This is a genomic window from Marinifilum breve, from assembly GCF_003202155.1.
Lineage (GTDB): Bacteria > Bacteroidota > Bacteroidia > Bacteroidales > Marinifilaceae > Marinifilum > Marinifilum breve.
In genome coordinates this window covers 253,699-270,963 of record NZ_QFLI01000005.1, presented here as the reverse complement: position 1 = coordinate 270,963, position 17,265 = coordinate 253,699, and the positions used below count along the sequence as shown (strand labels likewise).

The following is a 17,265-nucleotide window of genomic DNA, read 5'->3' as shown; positions in this document are numbered from 1 at the left end:
AATGGGCTACGAAACTTCAGGCGGAAATTTACTAATAATTTCCTGTATTATCATTATCAACCAATGCGAGATATTGAAGGAATCTATCATGTTCGGGAATTTTTCATATTTTTGCTTTCAGATTAAAAAGGTGAAATTTTCTGGCTCGATATATAGATGGGATGGATGATTTAGATCGAATTTCACCACATACAACTGATATTACTGATGAAGATATATACGGATCTTAAAGATTTTTCTGCTCTAAACCCCGTGGTTACCATTGGAACTTTCGATGGAGTTCATTTGGGACACCGAAAAGTAATTCGTCGATTACAGGAATTGGCCCATAGAGTAAAGGGGGAAACCGTGATTTTTACATTTTATCCACATCCTCGATTGGTTCTCAACAAGGAGAACAATGGTCTTCGCCTAATTAATACTTTGGAGGAGAAGAAGGTGTTGCTTGAGGCTGCTGGTATCGATCATTTGGTAATATATCCATTTACCAAAGAGTTTTCGCAATTGTCCTACATTGAGTTTGTCGAACAAATTTTGGTAAAGCAATTGGGCATGAAATACTTGGTGGTTGGTTACGATCACCGTTTTGGCCACAACCGCGAAGGGAAGTATGAAGATTTAAAGGTTTTTGCCGATCAGTTGAACTTTAAAATCGAGCGTCAGGATGTTTTAAATATGGATGCCATTAATGTTAGTTCAACCAAAATCCGTAAGGCCATTGGCGAAGGCGATATCAATACTGCAAATAAATATTTGGGTTATAGATTCTTTATCAAGGGAGATGTGGTTGACGGGAAAAAATTAGGAAGTAAAATTGGCTTTCCTACTGCCAATATCGATCCGCAGGAAAGTTATAAATTGGTTCCAAAAGATGGTGTTTATGCCGTTAAAGTTGATATTGACGACAAGCGCTATTTGGGTATGTTGAATATTGGTGTTAGACCAACGGTAAACAATCAGTTGGATAATCGATCTATAGAAGTTAATATATTTGATTTCGATCAGGATATCTACTACAAGAATATTACCATACATTTCTACAAAAGAATTCGCAACGAGCAATTCTTTGCATCAATTGATGAGTTAAAAGCACAGTTGGCAAAAGATAAGGAGTCGGTTGTTGAATTGTTAGGGAAATAAGAATTCGTATTCTTAGAGACGCAAGGCCTTGCGTCTGTTTTCAATATAAAAGATAAAAAAACAACCCCGAAGAAAATCCTCGGGGTTATTAATATTGAAATCAAAATTTAATTTGCATTAACTTTTACATCTTCCTGGTGATTGGCTCCAGGTTCTTCGGCATTAGCTTCTGGATTAGATTTTTCTTCACCAATTGGTTTATCAGGAATTCTCATTCCGTAGAAAGAACGGTAAACAAAGAATAATCCGATCAACAAGAATACACCACCAATGTATGGAGCCATATTCGCTTCTCCAGTTTTATCTGCATGAATAATTAATTCGATAGCAATTTCAGCTGCCAATAGGCCAAACAGAGTAGAGAACTTAATAATTGGATTCAATGCTACTGAAGAAGTATCTTTATAAGGATCACCAACAGTATCACCAACGATGGTTGCATCGTGAAGAGCCGTGTTTTTCTCTTTCAAATCAACCTCAACTACTTTTTTGGCGTTATCCCATGCACCACCGGCATTTGCCATATACATTGCCTGGAACAATCCGAAAATGGCAATAGAAATCAGGTAAGCCACAAAGAAGTTCGGGCTAAAGAATGCGAATGCCAAAGTTAAGCTTAGGATTACAGCAAAGATATTCCACATTCCTGATTGAGCATACTGAGTACAGATTTTTACGACATTTTTAGAATCTTCAATATCAGCTTCAGCCTTATCCAAATTTATATTTTTCTTGATGTATTCAACAGCTCTGTATGCACCAGTTGTAACTGCCTGCATTGAGGCTCCCGAGAACCAGTAGATAACAGCACCACCTGTAATTAAGCCTAGAATAACTGAAGGATCGGTTAATTCAATTTGTAATAACGATTGCCCGTTGGAAAGAATGGTTCCTTTCAGTAAAAGGATGATGGCAAAAATCATGGTAGTTGCACCAATAACTGCAGTACCAATCAATACAGGTTTGGCAGTAGCTTTAAAAGTATTACCTGCCGAGTCATTATCTTCCAGATTGTGCTTTCCAGTTTCGAAGTTAGGAGCAAAGCCAAAGTCTTTTTCAATTTCTTCACTAATGTTAGGAATACTTTCGATTTGAGACAGCTCGAATACCGATTGTGCATTATCGGTTACAGGTCCGTAACTGTCAACCGCAATGGTAACAGGTCCCATGCCTAAGAAACCAAAAGCAACCAAACCAAAGGCGAAAATACCTGGATATTCACCAAAAACATCAATATCTTGAACGGTGTAGAATGCAACAGCCATTAGCGCCATCATCACCATACCTTTCCAGAATGCAGAGAAGTTACCAGCTACCATGCCCGATAAAATGGTAAGTGATGCACCACCTTCGCGAGACGCACTTACAACTTCACCTACATGGCGAGAGTTTGAACTTGTAAAGGCTTTAGTAAATTCAGGAATAATAGCAGCTGCTAAAGTACCACAAGAAATAATGGTTGATAGTTTCCACCACAATCCGTTGGGAAGATCGGAAATCAACACATAACTCAACGCATAAGTCACCACAATGGAAATAATGGAAGTAATCCATACCAATGCAGTTAGTGGAGCTTCAAAATCGAAACTATCTTTTTTGCTATATTTTGCCTTCGCAATGGCTTGATTTACCAAATAAGCCAGAACTGAAGTGAAAATCATTAATACACGCATTGCAAAAATCCAAACAATCAATGTAGATGCAAAACCAACATTAGGAATCAATCCGGTTTCACCAAACATTAAAATAATGAAGGTAATCAATGCCACACCAGTTACACCGTAAGTTTCAAAACCATCGGCAGTTGGTCCAACGCTATCACCAGCATTATCACCTGTACAGTCAGCAATTACACCAGGGTTTCTAGGATCATCTTCTCCAATTTTAAAAACGATTTTCATTAAATCTGCTCCAATATCTGCAATTTTGGTAAAGATACCACCGGCAATTCGAAGGGCAGAAGCACCAAGCGATTCTCCAATTGCAAAACCTACGAAACATGCACCAGCACTTTCACCTGGAATGAAAAGAAGGATGGCAATCATCATGATCAACTCAACGCAAATCAAAAGTAAACCTACACTCATACCTGCCTGAAGCGGAATAGACATTACGTCGAAAGGCTTTTTCTTTAATGCAGCGAAAGAGGTTCTACTGTTTGCATAGGTGTTAATTCTGATTCCGAACCATGCAACACCATATGAACCAAGAATACCAAGAACGGTCCACAGAAGAATCAATAATGTCTTCGGAATACTTAAATGAGCTAATGCCAGGAAATAATAGCCAATAGCAACCCCAATAATCACGAAAAGAATAATCAGGAATTTACCTTGTTGCAACAAATAGGTTTTACAGGTTTCGTAAATAATATTTGAAACTTTTGCCATTGATTTGTGCGTTGGAAGTTTTTTGATGCGATTAAACTGCACCATCCCAAACAATAAACCCAAGACAATGATGATAATTCCGTAGAGGAGCAAGTCCCAGCCATTCATACCTCCAATTCCATCAAAGACACTTTGTCTTAAATCAGGAACTACCAAATCGGCTTCACTTGCAAATGTTGCGAACGGCGCACACAAAACCCCGAACACAAGTAGTAATAATGCTTTCTTCATAAGATTAAAAAATTAATTTGAATAGGTGAATTTCCTTTCAAATTATGCATTATTGTTTACCGAGTCAAGGTTTTTTTATATAAATATGCAATCAGAAAAACTTTCGTTGATTTGCTTTGTATCCTGATTTTGTTATATTTATGATGTCAAAATTAGTTCTGTTGGAAATGGGACTATTTTTTTGTGTCTAATATATACTGATTAGTTGTAAACCCTAAGTGTATTACCAGATACACTGGTTCTGTATGATTTTAATGGATGGATGGCAACAGATTCACTGGTTGGAGCTGCTCCTGTTGAAAGAATAAATTCGCTTCCACAAACTGGACAAGTCGCACCATTATTCCATGCATCATCATCGTCTGGGTCATTCAACACAACATGTTCATCAGCTTCAACATCATGAGTACAAGTAGCATCGTAGGCAAAGTATTGTCCATTGGATCTAAATACAAATATGCCATGACCTTTGTATCCTAACGAACGCCCTTCGATGAAATCGAAATACATTGCAGAATTGTTGGTCAATTGATTGTAATAGGTAAGATCGATGTGAGCATTAATTTTTTGGTAGGGAACAATTTCGTTTACATCTACAGAATCGGAACTACATGAACATATACTTATGCACAATGAAAATAAAACGAAAAAATATAGTAAATTTGATTTGTTGACTGACATAATTTTATAGTTTGCATTAATAAACGCAGGTTTATCCCGATTATTATTGTGAAAGCGTAAAACTAACAATTAAATATCAGAACTCTCATGGATGAAGGATGGGGAAATATAATATATCTGATCATATTAGCGATTGTAGGAATTTTTAGTTCTATCAAGAAGAACAAGAAGAAGCCTGTTCCATTGTCTCCACCCGATGATGGAGAAATTGCAGAACAACCCATTCCTCAAGCTCCAAAACCGCAAAACGATTTTGAATCGGTGTTTGAGGCTTTGTTGGGAAAGCAAATGCCTGAGCCTTATAATGAGGAAGACGAATGGGAAACTGAAGCTCCAATTGCCGAACAGGAGGTAGTTTTAGATTCAGTTCCTGAGCAAAAGGATTCTCGAGAAAGTAGTATCGAATATTCTGAGACACGACAAATTTCTACATTCGATGCTTTAAAAGATCTCTATCAGGAAGAAGAGGAAGAGGAAGTAAACGATAGGGAAGAAATTGATTGGCGTCAGGCAATAATTTACAAGGAAATTTTAGAGAGAAAGTACAATTAGTTTAATTTTTTAGTACTTTTATAAGTCCCAGTTTATACCGTATAAAAAGGAGCATAAATATAAATTTGTATATTTGTATTCCTGAAGAGTTCCGAGAAGTCGGGATTCTTTTTGTTTTATAGGTCTTTGGTGATCTGGGAATTAAGAAATCAAGAAAAAATAAATAGGAGGATATTATGTCTGGTTATTCATATGTGACAGCAGATGGTTTAAAAAAACTAAGAGAAGAATTGGAACAGCTTGAGAATATCGAGCGTCCAAAAATTTCAAAGCAAATTGGTGAAGCTATTGACAAGGGTGACTTGTCGGAAAATGCCGAGTACGATGCAGCAAAAGAGGCTCAAGGATTGTTGGAAGCAAAAATTGCTCAGTTGAGAGGAGTTATTGCTAACAGCAGAGTTATTGATGAAACTAAAATTGATACATCAAAGGTTCAGATGATGAACAAAGTTACCATTAAGAACCAGAAAAATGGTGCTGTAATGACTTACACTTTGGTGTCGGAAAGTGAAGCTGATTTTAAGAAAGGTAAACTTTCTATTAATACTCCAATTGCGAAAGGTTTAATTGGAAAGAAAGTTGGTGATGTAGTGGATATTCAAGTTCCTAATGGAATTATTCCTTTCGAAATCATCGAGATTTCTATCTAATGGAAACAAATTGTGAACTTCTTAAAACAGATAAAATGGCTTCAATTTTCACAAAAATAGTTCAAGGTGAGATTCCTTGCCACAAAATTGCCGAAGATGACAAGTACTTAGCATTTTTAGATATTAGTCCATTGGCTAAAGGTCATACATTGGTTATTCCAAAGCAAGAAGTTGATTACATTTTCGATTTGGAAGATGATGTATTGGCAGGTTTAAATGTATTTGCAAAAAAGATTGCCAAGGCAATTGACAAAAGTGTAGAATGTAAACGTGTTGGAGTTGCCGTTATCGGTTTGGAAGTTCCTCATACGCACATCCACTTGGTTCCATTGAATAATATCGGGGATTTAAATTTTGAAAATCCTAAATTGTCTCCAAGTCAAGAAGAATTAACCGAAGTAGCAGAAGCAATTCGCAAGAATTTAGAATAAGAGAATATCTTAATATATAGGAAAGTCGCTTTTTTGAGCGGCTTTTTTCGTTTGGTGTATTTATTTTTTTACTCGATTCGGATTGTTTTTTACAAAATCGGCCCATGAACTGGATTTTTTCGCCGTTACCAATGCATTATCCTGAAAAAAGTGACAAAGAGCAATTGCAATGGCATCCGATTCATCAGGATTTTGAGGAAAATCTTTCATCTTAAAATAACGCTGAAGAATAACTGCCAATTGTTCCTTTGATGCAGTTCCTGTACCTGTAATTGCCAATTTAATTTTACGAGGAGCATATTCAAAAATTGGGATATTGCGTTGCAAAGCGGCAGCAATGGCTACTCCTTGTGCACGACCCAATTTCAACATCGACTGAATATTTTTGCCAAAAAATTGAGATTCAATTGCCAATTCATCGGGATGATATTCATCTATGACTTGCAGTGTTCTCTGAAAAATCTTTTGAAGTTTAATATATGGATCGCTGATTTTTTTCAAATCGAGAACCCCCGAAACCATAATTTCAGGTTTTCTGTTTACCACTCTGATTAATCCGTATCCCATTAAATTGGTTCCCGGATCAATTCCCATAATAATTCTGTCGTTACTCAATTGAATTGGATTTTTGAACAAATTTTTGCAGCACAATTCCAGCTATAATAAGAACCAAGCCTGCCAGTGTACTAAGATAGATAGATTCTCCGAGAATCAGATTAATAAATATTAATGAGGCAAAGGGACTCAAGAAAACCAAGTGACTAATTTTATCGGTTGAACTGGTCAGTTTCATGGCTTTCAGCCAAAGTACATATGCAATTCCACATTCAACAATTCCAATGTAAATACCAGCCAATAAAGGTTTGGTATCAGGAAGTGTGAAATTAGAAAACAGGGCTATGGTTAGTGTAATGTAAATGAATCCAAAAATGAAGTTCAAGAATAGCTTGGCAACTTCTTCTCGCTTATCTCTTACATTATAAATCCAATACAAAGCCCAGAAAATCGAACTTCCAACGGCCAATAATACCCCGAAAGGATCTGGCATTTGCAATGAAGCAAATGAGCCTTTGTTAGCAATTACCACCACTCCAGTAAAACTGACCAGTATGCATAGAATACTTTTAATTCCTATTTTCTGTTTTAACAAAGGAATGGAAAGCAGTACCAAAGTAATTGGCCAGATATAATTTAAGCTCATTGCAAATTGGGCAGGTAAAATGGCATAGGCCTTCAGTAAAACCAGGTAGTATAAAAACGGATTTAATAAGCCTAAAATAGCTGAGCTGAAATAATGCTTTTTACTTACCTTAAAACTGTTTGAGAGTTGATTTTTTAGCACCAATAAAACAGATAGAAAAATAAGAGCCGTACCTGATGAAATCAAAAGCAAGTGCAGAAAGTCCATACCACCTAGAGCAATTTTAAATGCCGTTGCTACTGTAGACCAGCATAAAATTGCCAGTAATGCGAAAGTATATGCCCTTTTTTGCTGATTCAATGAATTCGAATTAAACTTCTTGCAAAAGTGAAGAAAATGTGATTACCTGGTTTTGAAATCTGGCATTAAAAACTGCTTTGGTTCTTGGCTCAAAACTATTAATGTATTTTTCCAGCTGCTCGCGAGTTTTGAATAAAAGTTGCAATGAATAAGTCATTCCACCATCTTCTTGTGCAACCATTACTTTGCAAAAATAGTTGTTCGAGAAAGTACCTGTTTCTTTTAGAAGAGGAATGAATTTAGTTTTCATCCATTCCACAAAAACACCCTCTAGTTCCTGTTCAAGCAAATAGCTTGTATTGTATAATAACATATCGTATATCTTTAAAAGTCGCGCAAATTTATAAAAATCTATCGCAAAGCATTAACCTTTTTTCTGGCTTCAACCGAGAAAATACTATCCGGATAATCTGTAATAATTGATTTGTAACAATCTAAAGCTGCTGTTGAATTTTGCATTTTTTCAAGCAGTTTTCCTTTTCGGAATAAAGCTTTATCCGCAATTGAATCCCAGGGATGATCAGTAATTATTTTTTCAAGATTCTCCAGTGCTTCACTTAGTTTATTCTGTCGCAAATAGATTTCATATTTTTTAAAATACACTTCGTCGATTAAACTATGGGCAGGTTGGTTTCTTATCAACTCATCCAATTTGTTTAAGGCTTCATCTTCCTTTTTTTGTAGGATTAAAAACTCGGCTTCAGCATAGGTTTTCATGGCCGTATAACTAGTATCCAAGGTAGTGTTATCACTAATTAATTGCGATAAAGCTATTGCATCATTGGCAATTAATTTAGAGGTACTACCTTTAAGTGCGTCCAATTGAGCTTTTGCCCATTTCAGTTCGCCCATATAATAGGAAACCTTCGCTTTTTTAAACTTAGCCTCATAGCCTATGTTATTGTTTTTATTTGCTTTTTCAATCTGAGAATAGAGTAGAATTGCATCCCACTTTTCATCGGTAAACAATTTAATATCTGCCAATTCCATTTTAATTTCGGACTTAAATTGTGGATGAATATTGCGGTTTTTTAGAATGCCTTCAAGTTTTTCAATTGCTTCACCATTTTTGTTTAGGTAAGCCGATAATATGTGAGCATGTCTAACGATAGCCCTGCTGGTTTGCCCAATGTTTTTTTCTTGGCCTAAGAAATCGTCGTATAACGAAGCCAGGTTTTCCCATTGTTCCTGCGAACTGTTTTTGGCTTCTTTTAATTGTAAAAATTTGGTTTCTAAATGTTCCGTTTTGGCCTTAAAATAGTTTGAAGCTTCGGCGCCTTTATCAATAACGAATTGAAAAGCTTCCAAGGCTGTTTCGAAATCTTTATTTGTTCTTGCTGTATGAGCTAAAGACATTATTCGAAAACCATCTTCTTTCTTTATCAGGTCAATAGATCTTGCTTGTGCCAAAGCTGGTTTAAACTGTTTTTTCTGCATAAAGTACCATTGCAATAATTCTTTTAAAGCAAAATTGTCTGGTTCTGTCTGCATTTTATTCAAAAGCTGATTTTTGATAATCGGATCAAGACTGGAATCTATATCCTGAGCAAGTGCAGATTGAAGTCGATTTTGTACAGTATTAACTTTGGTTGGATCAATGGATACGCCAATTAGAAATTCCGCAACCATTTTTTCAAAATCTCTTTGATAGAGGTGGATGTTCCCCAATTCGATATGATAAAGGTGTGGTTGCTTTAACAGTTCTCGTCCTCTTTCGTAGGCTTTGGCAGCAAACTCATACTCACGTTTGGAAATAAATGCATTGGCAATGCCATTAATATCAACCTTAATGGGCTTTAGTTTTTGCAGTGCTTTATTGTATTGCTTGATAGCTTCTTCTTCCTGATTCCATTTTTTATAGACATACCCCAAACTAATAATGAAACTGTTGTCATTTGGATTCTTTCGTACCTGTTTTTTTACAAAACTTTCGGCATCCTTAAATTCTTCCAATGCAAGTAGGCAATCTACATAGTAGTTGTAATAAGTTTTTGATTTTGTAAAATCATACAAATCGTAGAATAGGGTAGAAGCAGGTTTGTATTCTTTGTCGCGAAAATATTTAAATGCCAACTGACTTCCAGATTGAATGTTTAATTGACCAAACGTAGAAAGGCACGTAGATAGCAGTGAAATCAGTAATATGCTTGTTAGTATCTTTTTCAAAATGAAATTTTTATTGATTCAGCACCATAAAAATAAAAAAAAGCCCGACTTTAATGTTCGGGCTTTAGCAAATATTTTGATAATCGATTAGTCGATCATGTCAAATCCTGTGTAAGGAACCAGTGCTTTAGGAATTTTAATTCCTTCTGGTGTTTGGTGATTTTCCAATAAAGCTGCTACAATTCTAGGTAAAGCCAAAGCACTACCATTTAATGTATGAGCCAATTGTGGTTTTTTCATGTCTTTATCCTTAAATCTTAACTTCAAGCGATTTGCCTGATATGATTCAAAGTTAGAAACCGAGCTAACCTCTAACCATTTATCCTGAGCTGCTGAATACACTTCAAAATCAAAAGTTAAAGCAGCGGTAAAGCTTGTATCGCCACCACACAAACGCAACAAACGATATGGTAATTCTAATTTTTGAATAATGCTTTCAACATGATTTACCATGCCTTCTAATGCTTCGTATGATTTTTCAGGATGTTGCAATTGTACAATTTCAACTTTATCGAATTGGTGCAAGCGGTTCAAACCACGAACATCCTTTCCGTACGAACCTGCTTCTCTTCTAAAACAAGCAGAGTAAGCAGTGTTCTTAACTGGAAAATCTTCTCCTTTTAGAATTACATCACGATAAATGTTTGTAACCGGAACCTCAGCAGTTGGAATCAAATACAAATTATCTTCTGTAACATGGTACATTTGCCCTTCCTTATCAGGTAATTGACCTGTACCGTATCCTGAATCTTCGTTTACAACCAATGGAGGAATTACTTCTTCGTATCCTGCCTTGCGGTTTTCATCCAAGAAGAAATTGATTAAAGCTCTTTGAAGAATAGCACCTTTACCACGATAAAGAGGGAAACCTGCACCAGTAATCTTCACACCTAAATCGAAATCGATCAAGTTGTATTTTTTTGCCAATTCCCAGTGAGGAATTGCATCAGGAGCTAAAGTTGGAGCTTCACCAATTGTCTTTTCGATTACGTTATCTTCTTCGCCTTTACCTGCAGGAACCGATGAATGAGGAATGTTTGGAATCTGCAATAGCAAATTGTTTAATTCTTCAACAATGGAAGTTTGCTTGGAGTTTAATTCAGCAATGGAGTTTTTCAACTCACCGGTTTTAGTTTTTGCTGCATTAGCTTCTTCAGCCTTTCCACTCTTAAAAAGCATACCAATCTCTTTCGACAAGCTGTTCATTTCTGCTTGAGTTGCATCTTGTTCCGCTTGGGTCGCTTTTCTGTTCTCATCAAGATCAATAATTTTTCCGATAATTTCTCTTGCATCGAAATTTTTGATCTCTAAAGCCTTAATGGCTTCCTCTTGATTTTCCTGTAAATATTTTAGGCTTAGCATCTATTTTCTTTTGATGATGATTATTCCCTGATTTTTATGAAAGTGTAAAAATAAAAAAATCTCCTGTCTTTATACCTTGATAAAGCAGGAGATTTAAATATTTTAATACTGAATTAACTATTCAGCAAGAGGTTCAATAGAAACGTAAGATTTGTTGTCTCTTTTCTTTTTGAAAACAACAGTTCCATCAACAAGTGCAAATAGAGTGTGATCTTTACCACAACCTACATTCTCACCTGGATTATGCTTAGTTCCTCTCTGGCGTACAAGAATATTTCCAGCTTGTGCAAATTGTCCGCCGTAAATTTTAACTCCTAATCGTTTACTTTCCGATTCTCTACCATTCTTCGAGCTACCAACTCCTTTTTTATGTGCCATTTTGTAATATTTTTAAGGATTAAGCTACAATTTCTTCAATTTGAATTTGTGATAGGTACTGACGGTGACCGTTCAGTTTTTTGTATCCTTTTCTTCTTTTCTTTTTGAATACTTTTACCTTATCACCTTTCATGTGTGATAAAACTTTTGCAGTTACTTTAGCACCTTCAATAGCAGGAGCACCAACTGCAATTTCACCTTCGTTATCAACTAAAAGAACTTTAGCGAACTCAACTTGTCCACCTTCTTCAGCTTCTAATCTGTGAACGAAAATCTTCTGGTCTTTTTCAACTTTAAATTGCTGACCCGCGATTTCTACAATTGCGTACATTTTAATACAATTTTACGGTTTGTTCCAGGGGGTGGGCAACCTGCTAATCAAGTTATTCCTCTTGGTGAACCCCCGAAGAAAATTATTTTTCGGATTGCAAAAATAGAAAAGAATAATTGATAAACAAAGTTTTAAGGATGGAAAAGCAGTTTTTTACCGTTTTTTTTCTTTGTTAATTGTCTCATTTACAAAATGGGCTGTGAAATCCTTGCAAATGTACAAAGTTTCCTGATTCAGGTTTGGATTATGTAGGCTAATAATTGTATCTTCATGTAATACATTTAAGGAGGCTATTGAATAATTGGAATAAAGTATTCAAGTAGTTTTTTAGGTGAAAGTATAATCGGTGTTTGTATCGATTTTAATTTGAGGAATTGAGGAATGCAAATAAATAAGAAGTCTTGTTTCCCTTTATTGTTAATAAGCTTCAAAACAATTATTATATTTGCTTCCATAAAGATGGAAATTTGTAAAACCTATGGGTAAAATAAAATTAAACGTTCTTGGATTGTCATATAGTCAGACACAAACTGGAGCATATGCCTTGGTCTTATCTGAAGAAGATGGCGATAGACGTATTCCCATTATTATTGGAGGAGTTGAGGCGCAATCTATAGCCATTCAACTTGAGGAATTAGATCCACCAAGGCCTTTAACTCACGACTTGTTTAAAAGTTTTGCTGAGGCTTTTTCTGTAAATGTTACCGAGGTTAATATATATCGATTAGAAGAAGGAATATTCTATTCGGAGTTAATTTGTGAAAAAGGAAGCAATCGCATTCGTATCGATTCCAGAACCTCGGATGCAGTTGCCATTGCACTTCGATTTAAATGTCCAATTTATACAACAGATGAAATTATTGAGAAAGCGGGAATCGTTTTATCAATAGAGGGTGAACCTCAAGAGCCAACCATTACAGCACCAACTGCTGAATTTAGTTCGAGTGAAACAAGTTCAAGCAGTGGTGAGTTTAGTGATTATTCTATTGCTCAATTGCAAGGGATGCTAGATGATGCCATTCGGGATGAGGACTACGAAAAAGCATCTTTAATAAGAGATGAGCTTGATAAAAGAGGAGAGTAGTTAGCTAATGAAAATATTAAAAGGAAAGCAGGTTTATAGCCTGCTTTTTTTTGTTTTTATTGGAATATAGAGCTTTTAAATCCAGAGGAATACTTTAGCTTTTAAGATTAGTTTTTAATTAAACATCAAAAATTGTTATTTAAATAATAATCAATTAAGTTTGCTTTTGAATATTAACCTAATAAACAATTATGCAGGTGTGTGGAGGTTTGAAACTATTACTTTTATATAAACATAGTTCAGAGTTTTATACATCAAGAATCTAATTAAAAATTAAACTATGAAATTATTGAAACACGCAATTGGTATTTTGGTGTTGTTTTTTTTAAGCAATTCTATTGTTAATGGACAAAATAAAATTTGGGAGCAAGATTTGCGTTCAGCATTAGGGGAGGTAAATTGGATTGAGCAAACGAACGAAGGATTCATATTGGCTTCAGGAACAAAAGGATTATTAGCACTTGATAACAAAACAGGAAAGACTTTATGGCATAATTCAGAATTGAGAGGCGCTGTAAAAGAGTCATTAAAATTAATTGAAGGCTTGCCAATATGCTATATGGATTTTGCAAAAAGTGGTGTTATCCTTAATTCAAGTAATGGAGAAATTCTATATGATACAAAAAAGGATGGTGTTCGCGTTCAAAGTTATGGCATTCATAGAGATAAGAATTTAATTCTTTTTGAGATGTCGAGGGGAGACGATACGGCATTAATGAGTTTTGATCTTAAAACCTGGAAAAAGAAATGGATTACCAACCTTGGGAAGGTTTTTAAATTTTTAGGATTAAGGATCGACACGAGTATTATATCTCAAGGTCCATTCTTCACCAAGAAAGAGAGTATTATATTGAGTATAAAGAATAAGATCTTCGATCTAGATTTAAATACAGGAGAACTTTTATGGTCGAAAGAATGGAAAAAACCGGTTAGAACTTTAATTTACTCACCTCTTAATAATTGTGTTTATGTAGGTGTGCGCAAACATAAAAAATTGATTGTGCTGAATCCTAAAACAGGAGAAGACATTACTCCAGGTAAGTTCAAGTTAAAAGGAGAATTGGTTGATGTAATCAAGGATCAGGAAGGTAATTTAATACTAGTTGAGAACTATGGATTTAATCTTATTAATCCAGAAACGAATGGGGTAATATGGCCTAAAAAGGCAAAAGTGGATAATCTTCATGAAGTTATTCCACATGAAAAAGGATATTTTGCCATTTGTAAAGAAGAAAAGAAGGGAGATATTTATCTGTTTGATAAGAATGGGAAGAAAATATGGAAACAAGGTGTAAATGGTTACGTTTACTATGCTGTTAGTACCTCTAAAGGAATGATGTACATTTCAACGGAAAATTCTAATATTTTGAATTTTGAAAATGGGAAAAAAGTTTGGGACAAGACAGTTAAATTTAGAGCAATTCCTGCAGTAACTTTTGATCCCAAAGAAAAAAAAGTGATTCTTTTTGAGAATAAAAAAGGATACAAATTCGATTTAAAAACTGGAGATATTGAACAGTTTGCTGATGAAATTAAATTAGAGAAGGTTTCAAAATCTACTCCACTAGAGGCTGAATATATTACTAATGCAGGATATTTGTTAACAACTCCTCAACACATTTCTCTTTTAGGTTCAGGTGGCGAATTAAAATATACCCAATACTATAAACCGGCATCTTCTATAAAAGGAGTAAAAGGAGCTGCTCAATTTGGTTTAGCTGTTGCAGGTATCGATTTTGATATAGATGGTGCAATAGGAAATATTAACAAATTAAGCACCTTAGCAAATGGAGAAAAATTGATTGATGAAAATGAAGATACTGGAGATGCTGAAGTTCAAAAAAGTGATGTAATTGGACTTGCAGTTACGGATTCAAAAGGTGTGAGTCATGATGTTTTTAGAGTTACACGCGAACGATACTATAACTCGAAAAAGACTAAAAATGCTCAGTTTATTGTAAGTGCCGTAAAAGAAGAAACTGGTAAAAAACATTTTATTTATAAAGTTGATAAAAAGTCAGGGAATGTCGATTACAAAATTGAATTGACAGATAAGACTCCAAGTTATTTAATTGATGATATTGATAATGTAATTGTGATTAATGAGAAGAGTCATTTGATTACAGCTTATCAGTTTTAATTGAAAATATACTAATTGTTGACTTTAGTTGATATTGGAGGGGAGGTTTTATAAAACCTCCCCTTTTTACTTTCTATTTCAATGTAAGGTTAAATTGTCTACTTTTTCATCAAAGAGATCACATCTCGTAATATCTCACGTTCTTTTTTCAGATCTTCAATTTCTTTTTTGAGTTGTTCCTTTTCTTTATCTACCGGATTATTGATGTCAATAGCATCGGCCAATTGTTTAAAGATATTCACACCAGTGGCTTCGCAAATGGTCCAAAGTCGCCCAACCTGAACGCCACGCCTTTTTAATAGATAATGAACCGAGGAGTTTCCTATGCCAAGTTCAGCAGCTAAATCTACCGTACTCATGCGTGTTTCTGCCATGGCATCGTGTATGAGTTTATGAAGATCTACAGGTAGTTTAATGGGTTTTGAAGGTTTCATGAGCTATGTGTTGTTCATATAATAACTGTAATTTAGTGTATTTCAGTTATATTATCAACAAAATATCTAAGTAATAATATCAGACATGTATCAATATGAATCATAAGCCTATGAAATAGTCTCCTGCATATAGCAGCATGAAAACTACACTTATAACATAGCTTGCATCATATATCAGCATGAAATCTACACTAATAATATAGTTTCCTGCATATAGCAGTGTGAAAACTACACCTATCATATAGCTTCCTGCATATATGAGTGTGAAAATTACGACTATATTATATGATATGTATCATGTTGATAAAAAAATAAATAAACAAAACACCCCCTAATTTTCAGCAAAAAGAAAATTAGAGGGTGATGCAGGCAACTGACCTGAATATTTTTTAGTGAGCTATATTTTCTACCTGCTTAGGATCGTGTTTGTGTTTAAATAAAATCCAGAAGAATATAGCAATTACCAATGAGTAGATTGCAAAGGTATTCCAGATATCCATCCAGATAAAGTTTCCATCATTACCAGTAAAGAATGCTCCGATAATAATTCCACTAATCCAAGATCCCATGATTGCGCCAAAACCGTTGGTCATCATCATAAACAATCCCTGTGCACTTGCACGAATGCTAGAATCGCACTGTGTTTCTACGAAAAGTGAACCCGAAATATTGAAGAAATCGAAAGCCATACCATAAATGATACACGATAGAATGATCATCCATAATCCACCAGCAGGATCGCCATAAGCGAATAATCCGAAACGAAGTACCCAGGCAATCATACTGATTAGCATTACTTTCTTGATACCAAATTTCTTCAGGAAGAATGGAATTGCCAAGATGAATAAAGTCTCAGATATCTGAGAAATCGACATGATGATGGTAGAATATTTTACAACAAATGAATCGGCATATTTGTCAACGTGTTTAAAGCTATCTAAAAATACATCGCCATACATGTTGGTTAACTGTAAAGCTGCCCCCAAAAACATTGAGAAAATAAAGAACAATGCCATTTTGTAGTTCTTGAACAATTTAAAGGCGTTCAAACCTAATGTTTCAACAAGAGGAGCACCCTTTTGTCCTTTGTTTTGAGGCTTACATTGAGGCATTGTAAATGAGTAGGCCGCCAATAGGAATGATACGAATCCGGCAATGTAAAATTGGTTTGCCGAAGCTTTTGATCCCGTAAGGTTGGTTACCCACATGGCTGCAATAAAACCAATGGTTCCCCACACACGAATAGGAGGAAATACCTTAATTACATCGTAGTTGTTATTTTTTAAAACAGTGTAAGAAATAGTATTCATTAGTGCAATTGTAGGCATGTAGCAAATCATGGCCACTAAAATTACGCTAATAAATGAAGTGGAAGTTTCAATTTGAGGTAGGTAAAGCAATGCTGCACCTCCAAGTAAGTGAAGAACTCCATATAACCTTTCGGCATTCATCCAACGGTCGGCTATAATACCGGTAAGTGTTGGCATAAATAAAGAAGCGATACCCATTGTTGAGAAAACGGCACCAAATTCGGTAGGTGACCATTGTTTTGTTCCAAACCAATAATTTGCAATGGTTATCAACCATGCTCCCCAGATAAAAAACTGTAGGAAGTTTAATAGCGTCAATCGACCTTTAATTCCCATAATTCGTTGTTTAAATAAATAAGATTAGTAAATGTTTTTCTAAATGGTTTGGTTGTTCTAGTAGTTCAAAATCAATAGATGTAATTGGCTATCAATTTTGAAAGATCCAAATCTAACAAAAAAAGAAGAAAGGTAAAAGCATTGTTAA

General features: G+C 35.1%; 17 protein-coding genes. 6 read left to right on the top strand and 11 right to left on the bottom strand.

The window, feature by feature from the left end:
* The first annotated feature begins 207 nt into the window (after nt 1-207).
* The gene (locus DF185_RS13105) at nt 208-1,140 is read left to right on the top strand and encodes a bifunctional riboflavin kinase/FAD synthetase (protein ID WP_110361197.1); all 933 of its coding nucleotides are present in this window, start codon (nt 208-210) and stop codon (nt 1,138-1,140) included.
* 107 nt (nt 1,141-1,247) lie between these two features.
* On the opposite strand, the gene DF185_RS13100 is transcribed toward DF185_RS13105, so the two are convergent.
* Nucleotides 1,248-3,761, bottom strand: coding sequence for a sodium-translocating pyrophosphatase (locus DF185_RS13100; RefSeq protein WP_110361196.1), 2,514 nt, complete (start codon nt 3,759-3,761; stop codon nt 1,248-1,250).
* A 201-nt stretch (nt 3,762-3,962) separates the two neighbouring features.
* Complete coding sequence (locus DF185_RS13095) at nt 3,963-4,442, bottom strand: Rieske (2Fe-2S) protein (protein WP_110361195.1); 480 nt, start codon at nt 4,440-4,442, stop codon at nt 3,963-3,965.
* 87 nt (nt 4,443-4,529) lie between these two features.
* Between DF185_RS13095 and DF185_RS13090 the strand changes: the two genes are divergently transcribed.
* The 3 genes from DF185_RS13090 to DF185_RS13080 all read left to right on the top strand — a co-directional run bounded on the left by DF185_RS13090 (nt 4,530) and on the right by DF185_RS13080 (nt 6,075).
* Nucleotides 4,530-4,994, top strand: coding sequence for a hypothetical protein (locus DF185_RS13090; protein ID WP_110361194.1), 465 nt, complete (start codon nt 4,530-4,532; stop codon nt 4,992-4,994).
* Nucleotides 4,995-5,170: 176 nt separating this feature from the next.
* Nucleotides 5,171-5,644: a transcription elongation factor GreA gene (greA, locus tag DF185_RS13085; protein ID WP_110361193.1), complete on the top strand. Its 474-nt coding sequence runs from the start codon at nt 5,171-5,173 to the stop codon at nt 5,642-5,644.
* A gap of 35 nt (nt 5,645-5,679) precedes the next feature.
* Nucleotides 5,680-6,075, top strand: a complete 396-nt coding sequence (locus tag DF185_RS13080) for an HIT family protein (protein ID WP_110361338.1) — start codon at nt 5,680-5,682, stop codon at nt 6,073-6,075.
* Between the two features lie 60 nt (nt 6,076-6,135).
* Here the strand turns inward: DF185_RS13080 and ruvC are convergent, their stop codons facing one another.
* From ruvC to rplU, 7 genes are all read right to left on the bottom strand, one after another.
* Nucleotides 6,136-6,690, bottom strand: a complete 555-nt coding sequence (ruvC, locus tag DF185_RS13075; RefSeq protein ID WP_110361337.1) for a crossover junction endodeoxyribonuclease RuvC — start codon at nt 6,688-6,690, stop codon at nt 6,136-6,138.
* The gene (locus tag DF185_RS13070) at nt 6,683-7,576 is read right to left on the bottom strand and encodes a DMT family transporter (protein ID WP_110361192.1); all 894 of its coding nucleotides are present in this window, start codon (nt 7,574-7,576) and stop codon (nt 6,683-6,685) included. The genes ruvC and DF185_RS13070 overlap by 8 nt, the downstream gene beginning before the upstream one ends.
* A 10-nt stretch (nt 7,577-7,586) precedes the next feature.
* Nucleotides 7,587-7,889: a DUF4286 family protein gene (locus tag DF185_RS13065; RefSeq protein WP_110361191.1), complete on the bottom strand. Its 303-nt coding sequence runs from the start codon at nt 7,887-7,889 to the stop codon at nt 7,587-7,589.
* Between the two features lie 38 nt (nt 7,890-7,927).
* Nucleotides 7,928-9,742, bottom strand: coding sequence for a tetratricopeptide repeat protein (locus tag DF185_RS13060; protein ID WP_110361190.1), 1,815 nt, complete (start codon nt 9,740-9,742; stop codon nt 7,928-7,930).
* An 87-nt stretch (nt 9,743-9,829) separates the two neighbouring features.
* Nucleotides 9,830-11,104, bottom strand: a complete 1,275-nt coding sequence (serS, locus tag DF185_RS13055) for a serine--tRNA ligase (protein WP_110361189.1) — start codon at nt 11,102-11,104, stop codon at nt 9,830-9,832.
* Between the two features lie 117 nt (nt 11,105-11,221).
* Nucleotides 11,222-11,482: a 50S ribosomal protein L27 gene (rpmA, locus tag DF185_RS13050; protein ID WP_110361188.1), complete on the bottom strand. Its 261-nt coding sequence runs from the start codon at nt 11,480-11,482 to the stop codon at nt 11,222-11,224.
* A gap of 19 nt (nt 11,483-11,501) precedes the next feature.
* Complete coding sequence (gene rplU, locus DF185_RS13045) at nt 11,502-11,813, bottom strand: 50S ribosomal protein L21 (protein ID WP_110361187.1); 312 nt, start codon at nt 11,811-11,813, stop codon at nt 11,502-11,504.
* Between the two features lie 478 nt (nt 11,814-12,291).
* Between rplU and DF185_RS13040 the strand changes: the two genes are divergently transcribed.
* Entirely contained in the window at nt 12,292-12,897 is a 606-nt protein-coding gene (locus DF185_RS13040; RefSeq protein ID WP_110361186.1) for a bifunctional nuclease family protein, read from the top strand.
* A 280-nt stretch (nt 12,898-13,177) separates the two neighbouring features.
* Complete coding sequence (locus tag DF185_RS13035; RefSeq protein WP_110361185.1) at nt 13,178-15,037, top strand: outer membrane protein assembly factor BamB family protein; 1,860 nt, start codon at nt 13,178-13,180, stop codon at nt 15,035-15,037.
* Nucleotides 15,038-15,135: 98 nt separating this feature from the next.
* Here the strand turns inward: DF185_RS13035 and DF185_RS13030 are convergent, their stop codons facing one another.
* Together DF185_RS13030 and DF185_RS13025 are read right to left on the bottom strand one after the other, a co-directional pair.
* Nucleotides 15,136-15,471, bottom strand: a complete 336-nt coding sequence (locus DF185_RS13030; protein ID WP_110361184.1) for a helix-turn-helix domain-containing protein — start codon at nt 15,469-15,471, stop codon at nt 15,136-15,138.
* 389 nt (nt 15,472-15,860) lie between these two features.
* Nucleotides 15,861-17,117 carry a nucleoside permease gene (locus DF185_RS13025; protein WP_110361183.1) on the bottom strand — a complete coding sequence of 419 codons (1,257 nt, stop codon included), beginning with the start codon at nt 17,115-17,117 and terminating at the stop codon, nt 15,861-15,863.
* Nucleotides 17,118-17,265: the final 148 nt, after the last annotated feature.